Genomic DNA, 17,369 nt, shown 5'->3' on the forward strand with positions numbered 1-17,369 from the left:
GGTGATTTTTATGTGGAAAAATTTAGGACCTATTGTCGCTTTATATCCTACTCCAACCGTTATTGTTGGTATGATTGATGAATATGAAAAAGTCAATTGGATTAATATTGCCCATATTGGTATAATTGGAAATGACTCTATTTTATTAAGTATACAAAAAAATCATTTTAGTAATGAAATTATTAAAGATAAGCTTGCTGTTTCTGTTAATATTGTAACAGAAGATATGCTTGAAGCTGCTGATTTCGTTGGAATTGTTAGCGGCAGAAAAGTCGATAAATCAAATGTTTTTGATTACACCATAGGAATAAGAAATGTTCCTATGATAAATATTTCCCCTGTTGTTATGGAGTGTGAAGTTACTGATAATTATGAAACAAAGGAACATAATCAATATATTTTAAAAATCAGACATACTCATATTAAATCTGAAGTTCTTGATTCTGAAGGAAATATTAATTATGATATTTTGAAACCTATTCTTTTTGAAATGCCTACTAAATCCTATTATAAATTAGGAGAAAAAGTTGGCAAGTGTTGGAAATTAGGAGAAAATTTTTCAAAATAAAAAGCCCTTTTTGGGCTTTTTTTATTTTTTAAATGTATCTTTTTTAGATTCAAAAGCTTTTAGAGTATTTCTAAGCTCTCCATTTACACTATTTGCATGAAATGTTGATCCTGCCAAAGAATCGATTGGTAATTCCTCTGCATTTTTTCCTTTATATTTATTTATCCACTCTTTATCATGTACATTTTGATGTTTCTCATTTGCATCTGGTAAATAAAAATCTAAAAGTTTCCCTTCTGGTGAAATAATTGTTATTAATGCCTCATGTTTATTATAAGATTTTACATGTGTTAATCCTGCATATGCAACTACTTTTCCATTATTTTCGATTGTTGTAAAATTATAATACCCTAGATTTGGTGCTTCATAAATCTCCCCTAATTTATCATATTTTATTCCTGAATCTTTAATAGCTTTTTGAATTTGAGGATTATAGTTCTCTATTGAATACTTTGACAAATCCTCTGATTTAGCCTTATATGCAAAAGCTAATTGTGATAAACAGAAAATCATAAATAATACTTTTTTCATTTTTTCCTCCCGTTTTTAATATGATATGATCCATTATAACATAAAAAATATAATATGTAATTTTTATAATGCTTTTTTCTTAAAAGCTATTTTTATAAAATAGTTGAATTAATATTCAAAAAGTTGTAAAATACTAAAATCGGATATGTTCGAATAAAGGAGATAGAAATGGAAAGAATCACAAAAAAACTGAACGAAATTGAAAATCAATATTTAGAACTTGAAAACGGTATTATCGATTATACTAATAATATCATTAAGTCACCTGATTTAAAGAAAAAAGGTTCTAAATTTGGAATTTACGAACAAAAAGGTAAAAAAATGATGTTAAGACTTAAAGCTGTTGGTGGAGAACTTTCTACACAAAACTTTAAAGATTTAGTAGATATTATGTTTAAACAAAACATCCCTTTTTTGCATCTTTCAACAAGACAAAATTATCAACTACATGAAGTTGATTTTGATAAAGTTAAATCTACTATTGAGCTTTGTAATAATAAAGAGATGTATTTCAGAGGTGGTGGTGGAAATACTTTCAGAAGTATTTTAGTCTCTACATATACAGGTGTTGACAAAAAAAGTAATTTTGATGTTATTCCTTATGCTAAAATGATTGAAAATGAAGTTTTTTTTATTGATAAAGCCTTTGATTTTGGAAGAAAATTAAAAATTGGATTTTCTAATAGCTCAGATGATGAATTTGTAATGGCTGTACAAGATATGGGATTTGTAGCTAAAGAAATCAATGGTAAAAAAGGCTTTAAGGTTTTTGCTGGTGGTGGAATGGGAAGAGGAAGTAAAATTGGACACATTTTACTTGAATTCTTACCTGAAGAAGATTTATTAAAAGCAGTTAAAGCTATGATTGAGCTTTTTTATGATCGTGGTGATAGAGTTAATAGAATGCAGGCTAGACTTAGATTTTTAGTTGAAAAAATTGGAATAGATGGATTTAGAAAACTTTTCTTAGAATATTTTAATAAAGAAACTGTTGAAAATGGTATTATTAAACCTATTGATTACGCTAACTTTATTCCTAATTTAACTAAATTTGAAATAAATAATACTGATGAAAACTATAACCAATGGATTGACTTCTGTGTAAAAGAAACTAAATTTAAAGATATTGTTTCTTTAGTTCTTTATGTAAAAAATGGAGATTTATCAAAAGAGCATGCTCAAAAATTAGCTAATCTTTTAGATAACATAAATTCTCCTATTGTTAGAGCTACTATTAACCAAAATCTAGTTATTCCTATGGTACATAAGTCAGCTTTACCATATATTTATGAGTTTTTAAATAATGAAATTCCTGAAATTGTAAGTGAATCTTTTTCAATAAGAGGCCAAATTAGAGCTTGTGTTGGATCTACAGTTTGCATGATTGGAGTTCAAGATTCTGTTTCTATAGCTGATTCAATTGCTGTTGAATTAGATAATTTAGCTAATCTTTATCCACAATATAGAAAAATTATATTTAAGGAAGCTAAGAACATAAGAATCTCAGGATGTCCTAGTTCATGTGCTGGTATTCCAGTTGCTCCTCTAGGATTTATTGGTTTAAAAAAGAGAATAAATGATGTTTTAACAGACTGTATGCAAGTTTATATGGGTGGAATTTTAACTGAATCTATTCAATCTCTTGCATTTGAAATACCTAACTTGATTATTCCTATTGATGAAATTCCATTACTTGTTAGAAGATTATTTGAAGACTATCTAGAGATGTTACAAGTTTATGATTTAACTTTCACACAGTATATGTATGAAAGAAGACTAGAAGAGTTTTAAAAAATAAAGAGAGAGTTCGCTTTCTCTTTATTTTTTGTTTATTTTTGAAAATATTTTTTTATTTATATTTTTATTTAAAATATTTTTCTAATTTATCTTGACTTATATATTTTTTTAATTTAAAATTACATTAAAAGAAATTTAAGAGGTGATTATTATGTTGGCTGAACATTCTAAAAGTAAAAAAATTTTCGATAATGGTTTTCAAATTGCTAAAAATGCTGATTTAGCATCTAAAATATACGGTAAAGAAAATGTAATTAATGCAACTTTAGGAATCTTTTATAATGATAATGAAGAGATGCACACTTTAGATATTGTTAATAACGAATATAAAAATTTATCAGACAAAGATCTTTTCAATTATTCTTCAAGTATAAACGGTGAAGAATTATTTATCGATGCTGTTAAGCAATATATTTTTGGTAAAAATCATATTAATATTCTTAAAAATAATTTTTGTGAAGTTATTGCAACACCTGGTGGTAGCGGTGCTATATATAATACTTTTAAAAATTATATAAATCCTGGTGAAGTGGTTCTTCTTCCTAACTATATGTGGAGCTCTTATAAGCTTATGAGTAAAGAAGTTGGTGGCGGATATCAAACTTACTCTCTTTTTAATAAAAAAGGGAAATTTGATTTAATTAATTTTAAAAATTCAGTTATAGAATTAGCTAAAATTCAGAAGAATTTGGTTGTTGTTCTTAATAATCCCTGTCATAATCCCACAGGATATACTTTATCATCTTATGAAATAAAATCTCTTATGAATATTTTAAAAGAAGCATGTACTCTTTGCAATATTATTTTAATTAATGATATTGCCTACATGGATTTTAACAATAAAAAAAATGATTTAAGTGTGTTTTATCAAAATCTTCCTAGTAATCTTCTTATGATGATTACATTTAGTATGTCAAAATCGTTTTGTTGTTATGGTCTAAGAGTCGGAGCACAAATAGCAATCTCTTCATCAAAAGACACTATAGATAATTTTACAGATGCAAGTCTTTATACTTGTAGAAGTGTTTGGTCTAATATCTCAAAAGGAGGAATGACTCTATTTAGTAATATTGTCTTAAACAGAAAGAAATACAGACAACTTTTATTAGAACAAGGCTATATGAAAAATATGATTAAAGAACGTTCTGAAATCTTTTTAGGTGAGGCTGCAGCTGTTAATCTTAATATCTTACCTTATAAAAGTGGATTTTTCATAACAATACCCTTTTCAAAAGGTTTAGAAAAAGAAATTGAATTAAAATTAAAAAATGAAAATATTTTTGCAATAATTATTCCAGGTGGTATTAGGATAGCTATTTGTAGTATACCAAAGCATAAAGTTTATAATCTCGCAAAAAAAATAAAAATAGCAATTTCTTAAAAATAAAGCAGGAGATAGTTTTTAAATTATCTCCTGCTTTATTTTATATAATTATTTTATCTAATTCTTTGTTTACTTTAGCGTTTTTTAAACTAATAACTATTAATGCCAAAATAAAATTTAAAATTCCTATACTATATACCAAGTACATATTATCTAACTTTAATCCTTCTGGTGCAACTAAAAAATAACAAGTAATCATTGCGCTCATAAAAGCTGCTGGTATTCCTGCCACCCAATAATTTCTTTTTTTCTCTATAAAATAATATGTGCATGTCCATAAACCTAGTGTTGCTAGCAATTGATTTGTAGATGCAACATATCTCCAAAGAGTATTAAATCCAAATTGTGATAAAAAACCAGCTAATAAAAATAATGGAATAGCTACTATTAATCTATTTTTCAATGAGCTTTGATTATAATTTAAAACTTCAGCAATTGTAACTCTTGCACTTCGAAAAGCTGTATCTCCTGTTGTGATTGGTAAAGCAATTAGTCCAAACAGTGTAAACACCAGTCCATATTTTCCTAAAAGTCCAGTGATCATTTTGCTAACAGCTACCATTCCCCCTCCACTTCCTGCTAACCCTTCTACTCCATTAAAAAATCCTAAAGATATAGCTGCCCATGTCAAAGCTACAAAGCCCTCTAAATACATAGCTGCCATAAATGATTTTCTTCCATCTTTCTCATTTTTTAAACATCTTGCTACTAAGACAGATTGTGTCGAATGAAATCCAGAGATTGCTCCACATGAAATAACAACAAACATATAAGGAAATATTGGTAATTTTTTAGGATGCATATTTTCTAAAGTTACTTCTGGTATTTTTACTCCTTTTATTAGCATTGCTCCAATTAATAAAAACATCATTAAAACTAAAGCTCCTCCAAACAAAGGATATACTCTTCCTATAATTTTATCAATAGGTAGAAGTGTAGCTACTATATAATACCCTACAATCAAAGTTAACCAAATCTCTTTGTTAATTCCTGTAAATGATTGTAAAATCTCTGCTGGACCTGTAATAAAAGCAACTCCAACTATAATTAATAATATAATTAAAAAATATTTAGTAAAAAGCTTTGCTCTATTTCCCAAATATTTTCCAATTAACTCCTGCATATTTTCACCATTATTTCTCATAGAAATCATTCCCGTATAATAATCATGAACTGCTCCTGCAAAAATAGTTCCAAATACAATCCATAAAAAAGCTGAGCTGCCCCACATAGCTCCTGCTACGGCTCCAGTAATCGGCCCTAAACCTGCTATATTTAAAAATTGAACTAGAAAACTTTTAATCCAATTCATTTCTACAAAATCTACTCCATCAGCTTTTAATAAAGCTGGTGTTTCTCTATTATCTATACCAAAATTCTTTTCTAAATATTTTCCATATGTTAAATATGCAACAATTAAAATAACTACACCAATAAAATAACTTTTCATAATTTCATCCTCCTTTTTACTCAACTATAGTTAACCACTCTCGATACTTTTCATTTTCACCCTCAACTATTTTAAAAAACTCCTCTTGAATTTTCTTTGTCATCTCACCTCTACTTCCACATCCAACTTTTATATTATCTACAGAACTAACTGGTGTTATCTCCGCTGCTGTTCCTGTTAGAAATATTTCATCAGCTAAATATAAAAATTCACGAGGTAAAGTTTCATATTTTACTACTAATCCTAAATCTTTAGCTATTTTAACTACTACATCTCTTGTTATTCCTGCTAAAGATGAAGATGCCATTGGTGGTGTTAGAAGTTCTCCATTTTTTACAAGAAAAATATTTTCTCCACTTCCTTCACTTATATTTCCAAGATAATCTAATGCTAATCCCTCTTCAAATCCCATGTCCAATGCTTCCATTTTTATCAATTGAGAACTTAAATAATTTCCAGAAGCTTTAGCTAAAGCTGGTAAAGTATTTGGTGCAGGTCTTCTCCATGAAGATACACATACCTTTATTCCATTTTTCAGTCCTTCCTCGCCTAAATAAGCCCCCCACTTCCAAGCTGCTATTATAGCTTCTACTGGATTACATGTTGGATTTACTCCAAGCTGATTATAACCTCTAAAAATTAGCGGTCTAATATACCCAGCTTCTAATTTATTTGTCTTTATTGTATCTAAAATACCTTTTATAAATTCATCTTTAGTATAAGGAACTTCCATTTTATAAATTTTACAAGAATCATATAATCTGTCTATATGTTCTTTTAATCTAAATACTGCTGATTTCCCATTTTTTAATTTATATAATCTTATTCCTTCAAAGCATCCAGACCCATAATGTAGTACATGTGATAATACATGTACTTTTGCATCATCATGCTCTTTTAATTCTCCATTAAACCAAATTCTTCCTGTCTCAATCATATTAACTCCTCCCAAATTTTTATAAATAATAAAAAAGGCTTGAAATCTACATAGACTCAAGCCTTAAAATACTTTTTTATCGCTCAAGCCTTAAATTTATACTAAAATAAGGCTTGAATACTTAGAAGAAAAATCTCATCTAACACCAAACCATAGAGCTTATTATTATTATCAGTACTAATAAAAAGTTTACTTTAAATTTAGTGTTCATTTTTTTCCTCCTTTTGTTTTTTTATTAAGACAAATAATAAACTATTTTTTTATAATTGTCAACTTTTTTTGAAAAAATATTTTTATTTTTATTTTAACTATAATTTTTTTGTTATTTTTTTAACAATATCTTGCACAAAAAAGAATTTCTTGATATTATTTATTTAGCTCATATATACCTCAAATACGGTGAGGAGTCTCTACAATCAACCTTAAATTGATTACTATGGCTTATTAATATAAAAGTTAATAACTATTTATGTAGAGTTTTGGGTATACTTTATTTAGGAGGCAACACAAAACTATGAAAAAATTTATCACAACTTTTTTACTACTATCTTCAATCACTTTTTCAAAAGAAACTATTTTAATTCAAGGTGCTATGGATATGGAGGTTGATTATTTAATAAAAACTCTAAAAAATCCAACTAAACAGCATATAGGTTCTTGGACATTTTGGAAAGGAAACCTTGGAAAACATGAAGTTATTGTTTCTAGAACAGAAGTTGGCTTAGTTAATGCTGCAGCTGCTACAACTATTGGTATTGAAAAATATAAACCAACAATTATAATTAATCAAGGAACTTCTGGTGGACATGATTTTTCTTTACATACTGGAGATATAGTCCTAGGAACTGATATTATAAACATTGGAGCTATTCGAACTGAACGAAAAGAAGAGGGCGTTCCAGAAAATATAAGAGATGGGATATTTTTTGATGTAGTTCAAAGACTTAGAGATTCTAATAATAATCTTGTTACATATAAAAATTTTTCAAGCAACTCAAATTTAATTGAAATTGCTCAAAAAACTAGTTATTCTAATGGAAAAATCTCTTTAGGTGTTATCGGTTCCGCTGATCAATGGAACAGAGAAATTGAAAGAATTAAATATTTAAATACAACATTTAAAACTCAAACTGAAGAGATGGAGTCAGTTGCAGTAGCCCAAATTGCGAAAGCTTATGATATTCCTTTTTTAGCTATAAGAGTTTTATCAAATACAGAGATACACAATGAAGAATTTAATCCTAAGACAGCTCTTTGGTGTCAAGAGTTTACTGTTAATGTTATAAATAATATACAATAAAAAAAGTCGCAATTGCGACTTTTTATTTTATTATTATTTCATTTAATTTTATTTTTTCTATTATAACTTCTAATTTTTTTAAATTCTCGTCACCTATTATCTCTTTTGTATTTCTAAAATCTGTTGTTCCTACACCATTTTCAGATAATCCGTAATAAGAATCTCCTCCTTGAAACTCGTTATTCAAGATAGATTTAACTGTATTATAAACTGCTATATCTACATTTTTCATCATAGATGTTAACACTGTTCCTTTTATAAAATCATCTTGATCTGAGTCAACTCCTATAGCATATATGTTATTATCTTTAGCTGCTTCTAAAACACCTAAACCACTTCCACCAGCAGCATGGTATAATACATCTGCTCCTTGCTTTATCTGAAGAGTTGCCATCTCATTTGCCTTTAAAGGATCATTAAAAGCTGTTGTTCCACCAATATATGCACTCAAAATTTTTATATTTGGATTTATATACTTTGCACCTTGTTCATAACCATTTTTAAATTTATTAATTAAAGGCATATCTATGCCTCCCACAAAACCAATTACATGATTCTTACTCATCATGGCTGCTAAAGCTCCCATTAAAAAAGAACCTTCATTCTCTTTAAATAATAAATTTTTAATATTTTTTTCATTTGTTGTATTATCAATCATTGCAAATTTTATCTCAGGATAATCTCTCGCTACATTTTCTACAGCATCTTTCATAGGAAATCCTACTCCTATTATAAAATCATACTCTGCATCTGCATATTCTCTTAAAAACTCTTCATCCTCTAAAGATGATTTTGGCTCAACATACTTAAAATCTATTCCTAAATCTTTTTTAGCCATTTCTAACCCTCTATATGCTGAATCATTAAAAGATTTATCTCCTAATCCTCCTGTTGATAATACTAATCCAACTTTTATATTAGCAAAACTCTCAGTTTTTTGCCATGTAAACACAATAAAAACAATTAATAAAAACTTAAAAATATTTTTCATAAAAATAAAAACCTCCAATATTGATTTAATCCATAATTTATATGAACTTAAATAAAAATTGAAAGTTTTCAACTTTAAAATAAGCCCATAGTAAGTTATTTACGGTAACTTGTAGAGACGTTTCACCATATTTGAAACATATATAGGATTTGTTATTATTATATATTATATTTATAAAAAAGTATAGTTTTTTAATATATTTCATTTTTGTTAAATTATTTTTATTTTATTTATTTTTAAAAATATTTTTTTATTTTTTCTTGACTTATTGAGTTTTTTTTCATAAAATTTAACTAACCAATATATCTTAGGAGGATTTTATGAATCAAGAAATTTTTATAGGTAGAAATAGTGCGATTTTAAATTTTTCAACAAAATATTGTGATACTTCTGAAAATCTTTTATCAAGTTTAGCATTTAAAAAGGTTCTTTCTAAATATATATATTTAATTAACACTAAAAATACATCCATTTATCAATTTTTAAAAAAAAGTTGCGAAGATGACATAAGTGAAACTCTAGTTAAATTTTTTAAACTTCTTATCGTTTTAGATAAATCTGAGGTTTCTAAATTAAACCCAGTTTATGCTAATCTTCTATTAAATGAAACAATTCTTTTTGAATTTATTGAAGGTCTATATTCTTATTGGAGAAAATTTGAAAGATATGCTATTATTCGTAATAAAAATACAAGCTTAGGATTACAAAATATTAATTTTATTGACTCTATGAATAGTTTTACAAATTTAATTTTAAAAACTTACAGATTAGTTGAACAAAATATTTTAGGTGAAAATCACAGAGTTTATAGACAACTAAATGCAGGAGTTAATGCGGGACTTATCTTAAATAACGCTCCTTGGAAATGTCCTAAAGAATATTCTTTTTTAGAAAGAATTCCCTTCACTGAATCAATAGTATTACAACCACCTTTTATAACTTATCCTAGAAAAAATACACGAAAAGGTATTTTTTGTGAAAATAGAGAAAATCCTATTGAAAATTTAACTTTAAATTTAGATAATTGGATTTGCTTTCCCGCTAAAGTTGGTGAATTATTAGCTTTTGTATATTTTGATATGAATTTTATGGCTCAAGGCGTTACTCTTTGTAATCTTTTTGAATTAGCTAAAAAAGAGGAATATCTTAATAAAAAACCCGATATTATATATATGTACGGTGTTAAAGACTTCCATACAGAGATGAGAACTGAATTTTTTAAAGATTTACAAAATGATATTATGATTGGATATGTGAATTTTAATGAAGGTATTGATTATTTTGGGTATATGAAAAAAATGATTTTAACACTTCATAATTTAAAAATGATTGATGCTGGGTATCTTCCAGTACACGGTGCTATGGTTAATTTAACATTTAAAAATGGATTAGAAAAAAATGTTATTATTATGGGAGATAGTGGGGCTGGAAAATCTGAAAGTTTAGAAGCCTTTAGAAAATTAAGTGAATCTTATATCAAAGAAATGAAGATTATATTTGACGATATGGGAGTCTTAAAACTTGATGAAAATACTTTAACTGCTTCTGGAACAGAGATTGGAGCTTTTATACGACTTGACGATTTAGATATTGGATATCCTTACAAAGAAATTGATCGAAGTATTTTTATGAATCCTGATAAAATAAACTCTCGGATTGTTATTCCAATATCCACTCATTCTGATATTATAAAAAAATATAAAGTTGATATGTTTTTATATGCTAATAATTACGAAGATGGAGAAGTTTTAGAATTCTTTAATTCCTCTTCTATTGCTAAACCTATATTTATTCAAGGTGCACGAAATGCTAAAGGAACTACCAATGAAATTGGAAAAGTAACATCATATTTTGCTAATCCATTTGGTCCTCTACAAAGAAAAAATGAAACCGATATATTAATTAATAAATATTTTGAAAAAATGTTTGAAGATAAAATTTTAGTAGGACAGATTAGAACATGTTTAGGTATTCATGGACTAGAAAAGGAAGGGCCTGAAAAGGCCGCTAAAAAATTATTTGAATTTATTATTAAATAATTCTTGCTTTTTTATAAAATTTGAATTATAATTCAAGTGTTGAATTTTAATTCAGTTTTGTCTTGAATTCACATTGTTCATTGTTTTTGGAGTTATGCAAATAACTCCTTTTCTATTTTTTGTAAAAAAAGTAGATACTTTTCTTGTATCTACTTTTTTATTTTTTAGATTTTAATTTTTTCTTCTTTATTTTCTAAAGAATGGTATATATCATGATCTAATTTTCCTTCACTTTTTGAAACATATACCGCTACAGCACTATCTCCTACAACATTAAGTGATGTTAATAACATCTCTAATGGTCTATTTATTCCTAAAATTATTGCATAAGCTGATACCGCAATTTCATTACTATATCCCATTCCTGTTAAAATAGTAAATAGAATTATAGCTCCACTACCTGGTGCTGCCGGTGTTCCAATTGATGCTAACAACGCTAATAATGATATTGTTGCTAAATTAAATACTGTAATTTCATAACCTGCTACTCCTGCGATAAAAAGAGTGGCTAAAACTTGCATTATTGCAGTTCCATTCATATTTACAGTCATTCCCATTGGTAATACAAATGACGTCGTTGTTTCATCCACTCCCAATTTTTCAATTGTTGTTTTAGTATTCAATGGTAATGATGCCGCTGATGATGATGTTGAAAAAGCGAACATTGCAACATTAGATATTTTTTTCATAAAATGAATTGGATTTAATCCTGTTGAAATCCATATGATAAATGAATAACCTAATATAAGGAATACAATTAAAGTTATAGCTGTTAAAACAAAATATATGCTAGCAATTTGTAAATATCCTATTCCATAAATTGCAAATGTTCTCATTAATAATGAAAATATGGCTATTGGAGCAAATTTATTTATTATAAATGTTAAGAATATCTGTGATATTTTATTCAACTCTAATATTCCTTTTTTTACAACTGAATTTTCATCATTCATAGTATTTAAAACTAATCCTACAGAAATTCCTAAAAATACTGCCACTAAAACATTTCCATTATTTGATAATCCCGCTATTATATTTTGTGGAATAGCTTTTATTATTATTAATAATGGATTTGATGATGTTGCTCCTCCAGCTCCAGAAACTTTATTTATTGCTACTGAAAATAAATTAGCCTTATAAGCTATCATTCCTACTATCGATGCATATAGAAGAGCTAACACAGAACTTAATCCAAATCCCAAGAAAGTTTTATAAGATATTCTTTTTAAACTTTTTGAATCTTGAATGCTTGTTACAGCAATAATTATTGATGTAAATACCATTGGTATAATAACTAATTGTAACGCATTTATAAATAATTGCCCTATTATATAGAAAATTCCAAAAGATTTAGCTCCCTCTGTTTTTGTTATATCTTGGAACAAAATTGAGTTTATCGTATTCCAAACACTTTCTTTTCCTTGAGCAATTAAATTTTCTCTTAAAAAAAGAAATGCAACTCCCATAGTAACACCTAAAACTAAAGCATAAAATATTTTTTTTGTTAAATTATTTTTTTTCATTTTCACTCTCCTATTTTTTCTAAAAAAAATAGGAATAGCAACTATATAATATAGTTACCATTCCTATTTATAAATATATAATAATTAAAAGAAAAGAACAAAGAATTAAAAAATGAAAAAAATGAAAATGATGTAATTTTTCTTTTCTTTTTTAGCCTTTTTCTTAACATTGTTCCCTCCTATTTTTTTACACTTTTGTTATTTTAGCATATTTTTTATTTCTTAGCAACTCTTTTTATTTTAAAAGGAAATTTATTTTTTTTTAAGAATTAAATACTATAGAGGTGATTTTATGGAAGAACATTACAAAGGATTTTTAGCACAAGTTATGTACACTTTTACAAACGAAGAGTTTTTAGTAAATTTAACCAATAGTCTTATCATATTTCTTTTTAGATTTGCTATTGCTTTATTATTTTTTATAATTGGACGGAAAATTTTCAAGAGTTTTTTATCTAAATATTATCAAACTCATGCTTTTAAAGCTATTGATTCATCTTTTAGAACTTTTTTATCTTCAATTATTGATACTGGTTCAATAGTTATACTCCTTATTATTTCATTACTTATAATGGGATTTCAACATACATCCCTAATAGCTTTTCTAGGTAGTATCGGAATAGGTGTAGGATTAGCCTTAAAAGATAATCTTTCCAACTTTGTTGGAGGGTTAATAATTTTAATTTTTAAAACCTACTCTGTTGATGATGAAGTAGAAGTTATTGGTAACTATGGTCTTATTTCATCTATTGATGTTTTTTCTACTACAATTACTACTTTTAGTGGTGATATCGTAACTATTCCAAATGGAAACGTTATAAATAATCAAGTTATTAATTATTCAAAGACACCAAATCGAAGAATGAAAATTGTAATTTCTGTAGCTTATGAAACAAATATTGATCAAGTTTTTCAAGTTTTAAATGATTTGATAAAAAATAATAAAAATATTTTAAAAAATCCTGCTCCTTTTATAAATATAGAAAAATACAATAATAGTTCAATTGATATAGCATTAAAAGTTTGGACTAAAAATGAGGTTTATTGGGATACATACTTTGATATCTTAAAAAATATCAAACCTTCACTTGATTCAGTTAATATTGTTATTCCATTTCCACAAATGGATATTCATATTAAGCATCAAAACCTTTATAATAATAAAAGCAACTAAATCATTTTAGCTGCTTTTATTATTATATTATACATAGTTACTTCTCTCTAAATAATTTGTATCATTACCATATACAAATAAAACTGATCCATTTTTTATCATATCTATAGCTTTTTTAGAAATATCTCTTGGTAATGCTGGACACCCTAAACTTCTTCCTAATCTTCCTTGAGATTTAGCAACTTTAGGATTTGCATAATCTGCTCCATGAATTACTATATATCTATCTTTTGCCTTATCATTTATACCTTTTTCTAAACCATTTAGAACTAACGAATATCCATTTCCACCCATGTATGTATTCTCAGTTAAAAAAAATCCTAAAGAACTTTTATTTGAACTAACTTTATTTGAAAATGAAGTTGCTATGTTTCCACCACTGTTTTTACCATGAGATACATGTGAATATACAAGTAGTTCTTTCTTATCCATATCAATTACAAAAAATCTCTTTTCTGTTGATGGCTTTGAATAGTCTATTATTGTTAATAACTCTTTTTTTCTTCCATCAATTTTGTTATACCCGTTTAAAGCTGTTTTGAAAACATCATAATTTAATTTTCCATTTAATCCAATCTCTTCATATAATCTTTTTTCATTATCTTCTAACACTACTTTTGATGATTTTAACTCTGTTTTTGTAGGATTCTTTAATGTAAAACCAAATGATGTTGTTGATATTGAACCTAAAATAAGAGCTAACATTAAATACTTTTTCCCTAACACAAAAACCTCCACTTAATACTTTTTTTCCTAATAAAACCCATTTTATTCTATCATTTTACATAAAAAAAGTCAAGAATTTCACATTCTTGACTCTATTTATGTCCTTTATTCAATTACTATAACTAATCCTTTATTTGTCTCTGCCCATTCATAAACATACTTAGCATGAGAAGTCGCATTTCTAACACACATATGAGATCTTGGAGTTGTTCCTAAAGTTGGACTGTATTCAATCATCTCCGTTCTTGGTAAATTAACTGGAACTCCATGAATATATCCTCCTCCTGAAAATCTACTTGCATATGGTGCATAACCGTCAATCTCTGTATGACTACCATCTTTTAAATATTCCATTTTATACTTTTTCCCTTGAACTACAAATACACCTAAAGGTGTTGGTAATTGATATGGTGGTCTGTCCAATCCAGTAGATGCTGGATTCATACTTCTTACTTTCCAAACCTCTCCAACTTTTTCTAAAGTTGCTATGTTCTGATTTTTCCTATCTACAACTACTACTCTTGGAAAGTTATTTGCTTGTATCTCTTTTACATATCTAGCTGGAACTATCCATTCTCCATCTATATCCTCAACTTTAACTTTATAATTTTCTAAATCTCTTGATGAAATAGAGATTAAAGAACCATCTGGAGCATATCTTTCTGGTCTATCCATTTGTCCCTCTATATATAGTGGTATTCCTTGACTTCTTCTATTCCCAAATTTATCTTTTACTGAAGGTCTTGATCCATCACTATATTTTTCCATAGCTATTTGTCTTGCTACTGGTGGTAACCCATTTATATTTTTGTAATTTTTTAACGTTCCAAATCTAATATTTTCTCCTTGAAAACTATCTAATCGATCTAAATATCTAGATATTTTATCCCATTGAAATTCTCTTGTAATTTTACCATATTTATAAGTATCTTTTAAAGTATACTTATTATAAGTCAAATCCTTTTCAATTGTTGCTGCACTAGATATTAAAAAGCTAAAAATAGAAAACATTCCTAAAAGTAAATATCTAAATTTATTTTTCATAACATACCCCTCTAATCAATTTTTATGAAACTATATACTAGATATACTTTGAAATTTTCTTTTTTCCTACTTCATAAACATAAAAGAGTACAGGAATTAAAATTAGTGTTAATAATGTTGAGAAAATTAATCCAAATATAACTGCTATGGCCATTCCCTTATACATTTCACTACCTTGCCCTATTCCTAAAGATAAAGGAACCATTCCAAACACTGTTGTCATTGTTGTCATAAAAATTGGTCTTAATCTTGTTTTTCCTGCTTCTAGTATAGCCTGATCTAAAGGTAACTCTCTTTCTAAAAGAATCTTTATATAATCTATTAAAACTATTGCGTTATTTACAACTATTCCTGCTAGCATAATGATTCCAACAAAAACCATCGTATTTGTTTTTTGTCCCGTTACTAATAATCCGCTATAGACACCTATTATTGACAACGGAACAGTTCCCATTACTATTATTGGAAGTATATATGATTCAAATTGAGCAGCTAATATAAAGTAAACTAAAAACATTGCAACCATAAATGCAAACTTTAGTTGTTCATTTACTTCTGCCATATTTCTTCCACTTCCACCAAAAGAATATGTTATTGTTTTTGGTAGTCCTACCTCATCTAAAATCTCTTTTATATACTTTTGACCTGTTACTAAATCTAAACCATTAGAAGTATTCGCGTCAATAGTTACCATTGTAATTTTATCCTCTTTATCAATTCCATATGCTCCTTCACCAATTTCAAAAGTAGCTATATCTTTTAATTTTACAACTCCACCATTTTGAGATTTTATTCTCATCTCCTTTATTTTTTCAGGTGAATTTCTAAACTCTTCAGCAAGTCTTAAACTTACATCTACTTCTTCATTTGCTGTTTTTATCTTTATTGGAGCTCCACCTAAGATTTGATAACTTACTGAAAGTGTTAAATCATTAACTTTAACTCCATAATACTCCATTTTTTTTCTATCTAAAAGTATTCTCACTTCTGGATTTCCATTAACCATAGAGTTATTTATATCTGTAAATCCTGGATTTGCTGCCATTTTTTCTGAAATTACTTTTGAAACATAACCTAATTGATTTAGATCATCAGATTTTAAAATTAAAGTTATATCTCTTCCTGTTCCTCTTCCAAAAGCCATTCTAGGAACTAAATTTAATTTTACATCTGGAATATGTGATATCTTTTTTCTTGTCTCTCCCATTATTTGTTGCACTTTTTTATCTCTATCACTTTTAGGTCCTATATCTACAATTATTGAGACTGCTTCTTTCCCTACTGAAGATATAAATTTTTTTGTTTGAGAATCCTTTTCTACAATAGATTCCAGCTCTTTTGCTACTCTATTAGCTTTTTCAATCTCCATCCCACTTGGAAGTTCAGCTATAATACTATATATTCCATCATCAGTTGTTGGCATAAACTCTCCGCCAATATTTCTAGCTCCATATCCTACAACTCCTATAAACAAAGCTACCATACTTATAATAACTATCGCTTTATGTTTTAAAGAATTTGATAATATCTTTGAATAATATTTTTTTATATACTTTAAAACTCTTCCTTCTTCATGTACTGTATTTTTAGATTTTAAAATTCTACTTGATACCATTGGTACAAAAGTTATAGCTATTATCAACGATGCTAATAAAGAAAATGTTATTGAATATGCCATATCTTTATAAATCTCTTTCGCTCTTCCCTCTCTTATAACTATAGGAATAAACACAGCGATTGTTGTTGCTGTTGAAGCTATTATTGGAATAATAACTTCTGTAGCTCCATTTTCCGATGCTTCCATTCTATCTTGTCCTAGCTCAGTTAAATGTCTAAAGATATTATCTAAAACAACTATTGAGTTATCTACTAACATTCCCACTCCTAAAGATAATCCCATTAAAG

At 27.2% G+C, this 17,369-nt stretch carries 14 protein-coding genes and 2 riboswitches; of the genes, 6 read left to right on the plus strand and 8 right to left on the minus strand.

The features are described from left to right. Positions 1 to 10: 10 nt before the first annotated feature. On the plus strand, positions 11 to 568 hold the full coding sequence (locus tag HMPREF0202_RS05135; RefSeq protein WP_023052191.1) for a flavin reductase family protein: 558 nt from the start codon (positions 11 to 13) through the stop codon (positions 566 to 568). Between the two features lie 21 nt (positions 569 to 589). On the opposite strand, the gene HMPREF0202_RS05140 is transcribed toward HMPREF0202_RS05135, so the two are convergent. Beyond that, entirely contained in the window at positions 590 to 1,099 is a 510-nt protein-coding gene (locus tag HMPREF0202_RS05140; RefSeq protein WP_023052192.1) for a hypothetical protein, read from the minus strand. Positions 1,100 to 1,267: 168 nt separating this feature from the next. Here HMPREF0202_RS05140 and HMPREF0202_RS05145 point away from each other — a divergent pair, with 168 nt between their 5' ends. Both HMPREF0202_RS05145 and HMPREF0202_RS05150 read left to right on the plus strand, forming a co-directional pair. Then, the gene (locus HMPREF0202_RS05145; protein ID WP_023052193.1) at positions 1,268 to 2,890 is read left to right on the plus strand and encodes a nitrite/sulfite reductase; all 1,623 of its coding nucleotides are present in this window, start codon (positions 1,268 to 1,270) and stop codon (positions 2,888 to 2,890) included. A 157-nt stretch (positions 2,891 to 3,047) separates the two neighbouring features. Further along, positions 3,048 to 4,277: a pyridoxal phosphate-dependent aminotransferase gene (locus tag HMPREF0202_RS05150; protein WP_023052194.1), complete on the plus strand. Its 1,230-nt coding sequence runs from the start codon at positions 3,048 to 3,050 to the stop codon at positions 4,275 to 4,277. 43 nt (positions 4,278 to 4,320) lie between these two features. Here the strand turns inward: HMPREF0202_RS05150 and HMPREF0202_RS05155 are convergent, their stop codons facing one another. Together HMPREF0202_RS05155 and HMPREF0202_RS05160 are read right to left on the minus strand one after the other, a co-directional pair. Further along, positions 4,321 to 5,730, minus strand: coding sequence for a carbon starvation CstA family protein (locus HMPREF0202_RS05155; protein WP_040406452.1), 1,410 nt, complete (start codon positions 5,728 to 5,730; stop codon positions 4,321 to 4,323). A gap of 16 nt (positions 5,731 to 5,746) precedes the next feature. Further along, positions 5,747 to 6,667, minus strand: coding sequence for a branched-chain amino acid transaminase (locus HMPREF0202_RS05160; RefSeq protein ID WP_023052196.1), 921 nt, complete (start codon positions 6,665 to 6,667; stop codon positions 5,747 to 5,749). A gap of 359 nt (positions 6,668 to 7,026) precedes the next feature. After that, positions 7,027 to 7,124: riboswitch (purine riboswitch) on the plus strand. 57 nt (positions 7,125 to 7,181) lie between these two features. On the opposite strand from HMPREF0202_RS05160, the gene HMPREF0202_RS05165 reads away from it, so the two are divergent. Further along, a complete protein-coding gene (locus HMPREF0202_RS05165; protein ID WP_023052197.1) occupies positions 7,182 to 7,967 on the plus strand; it encodes a 5'-methylthioadenosine/S-adenosylhomocysteine nucleosidase in 786 nt (261 codons plus the stop codon). A gap of 22 nt (positions 7,968 to 7,989) precedes the next feature. On the opposite strand, the gene HMPREF0202_RS05170 is transcribed toward HMPREF0202_RS05165, so the two are convergent. Beyond that, the gene (locus HMPREF0202_RS05170; protein WP_023052198.1) at positions 7,990 to 8,958 is read right to left on the minus strand and encodes a BMP family lipoprotein; all 969 of its coding nucleotides are present in this window, start codon (positions 8,956 to 8,958) and stop codon (positions 7,990 to 7,992) included. Between the two features lie 68 nt (positions 8,959 to 9,026). After that, a riboswitch (purine riboswitch) is annotated at positions 9,027 to 9,124 on the minus strand. A gap of 154 nt (positions 9,125 to 9,278) precedes the next feature. Here HMPREF0202_RS05170 and HMPREF0202_RS05175 point away from each other — a divergent pair. Next, complete coding sequence (locus HMPREF0202_RS05175) at positions 9,279 to 10,997, plus strand: phosphoenolpyruvate carboxykinase (ATP) (RefSeq protein WP_023052199.1); 1,719 nt, start codon at positions 9,279 to 9,281, stop codon at positions 10,995 to 10,997. 164 nt (positions 10,998 to 11,161) lie between these two features. Here HMPREF0202_RS05175 and HMPREF0202_RS05180 read toward each other — a convergent pair whose 3' ends face one another. Continuing rightward, positions 11,162 to 12,520, minus strand: a complete 1,359-nt coding sequence (locus HMPREF0202_RS05180; protein ID WP_023052200.1) for a dicarboxylate/amino acid:cation symporter — start codon at positions 12,518 to 12,520, stop codon at positions 11,162 to 11,164. A 292-nt stretch (positions 12,521 to 12,812) separates the two neighbouring features. On the opposite strand from HMPREF0202_RS05180, the gene HMPREF0202_RS05185 reads away from it, so the two are divergent. Next, positions 12,813 to 13,694 (plus strand): mechanosensitive ion channel family protein, encoded by an 882-nt coding sequence (locus HMPREF0202_RS05185; protein ID WP_023052202.1) that lies wholly within the window; start codon positions 12,813 to 12,815, stop codon positions 13,692 to 13,694. A 27-nt stretch (positions 13,695 to 13,721) separates the two neighbouring features. Here HMPREF0202_RS05185 and HMPREF0202_RS05190 read toward each other — a convergent pair whose 3' ends face one another. The 3 genes from HMPREF0202_RS05190 to HMPREF0202_RS15245 all read right to left on the minus strand — a co-directional run. Then, the gene (locus tag HMPREF0202_RS05190) at positions 13,722 to 14,420 is read right to left on the minus strand and encodes a murein L,D-transpeptidase catalytic domain family protein (protein WP_245576448.1); all 699 of its coding nucleotides are present in this window, start codon (positions 14,418 to 14,420) and stop codon (positions 13,722 to 13,724) included. A gap of 105 nt (positions 14,421 to 14,525) precedes the next feature. Beyond that, positions 14,526 to 15,464, minus strand: coding sequence for a L,D-transpeptidase (locus tag HMPREF0202_RS05195; RefSeq protein ID WP_023052204.1), 939 nt, complete (start codon positions 15,462 to 15,464; stop codon positions 14,526 to 14,528). A gap of 37 nt (positions 15,465 to 15,501) precedes the next feature. After that, on the minus strand, positions 15,502 to 17,369 hold a 1,868-nt coding region (locus HMPREF0202_RS15245), incomplete at its 5' end, for an efflux RND transporter permease subunit (protein WP_040406454.1).

Source organism: Cetobacterium somerae ATCC BAA-474, assembly GCF_000479045.1.
GTDB classification, from domain to species: Bacteria; Fusobacteriota; Fusobacteriia; order Fusobacteriales; family Fusobacteriaceae; genus Cetobacterium_A; species Cetobacterium_A somerae.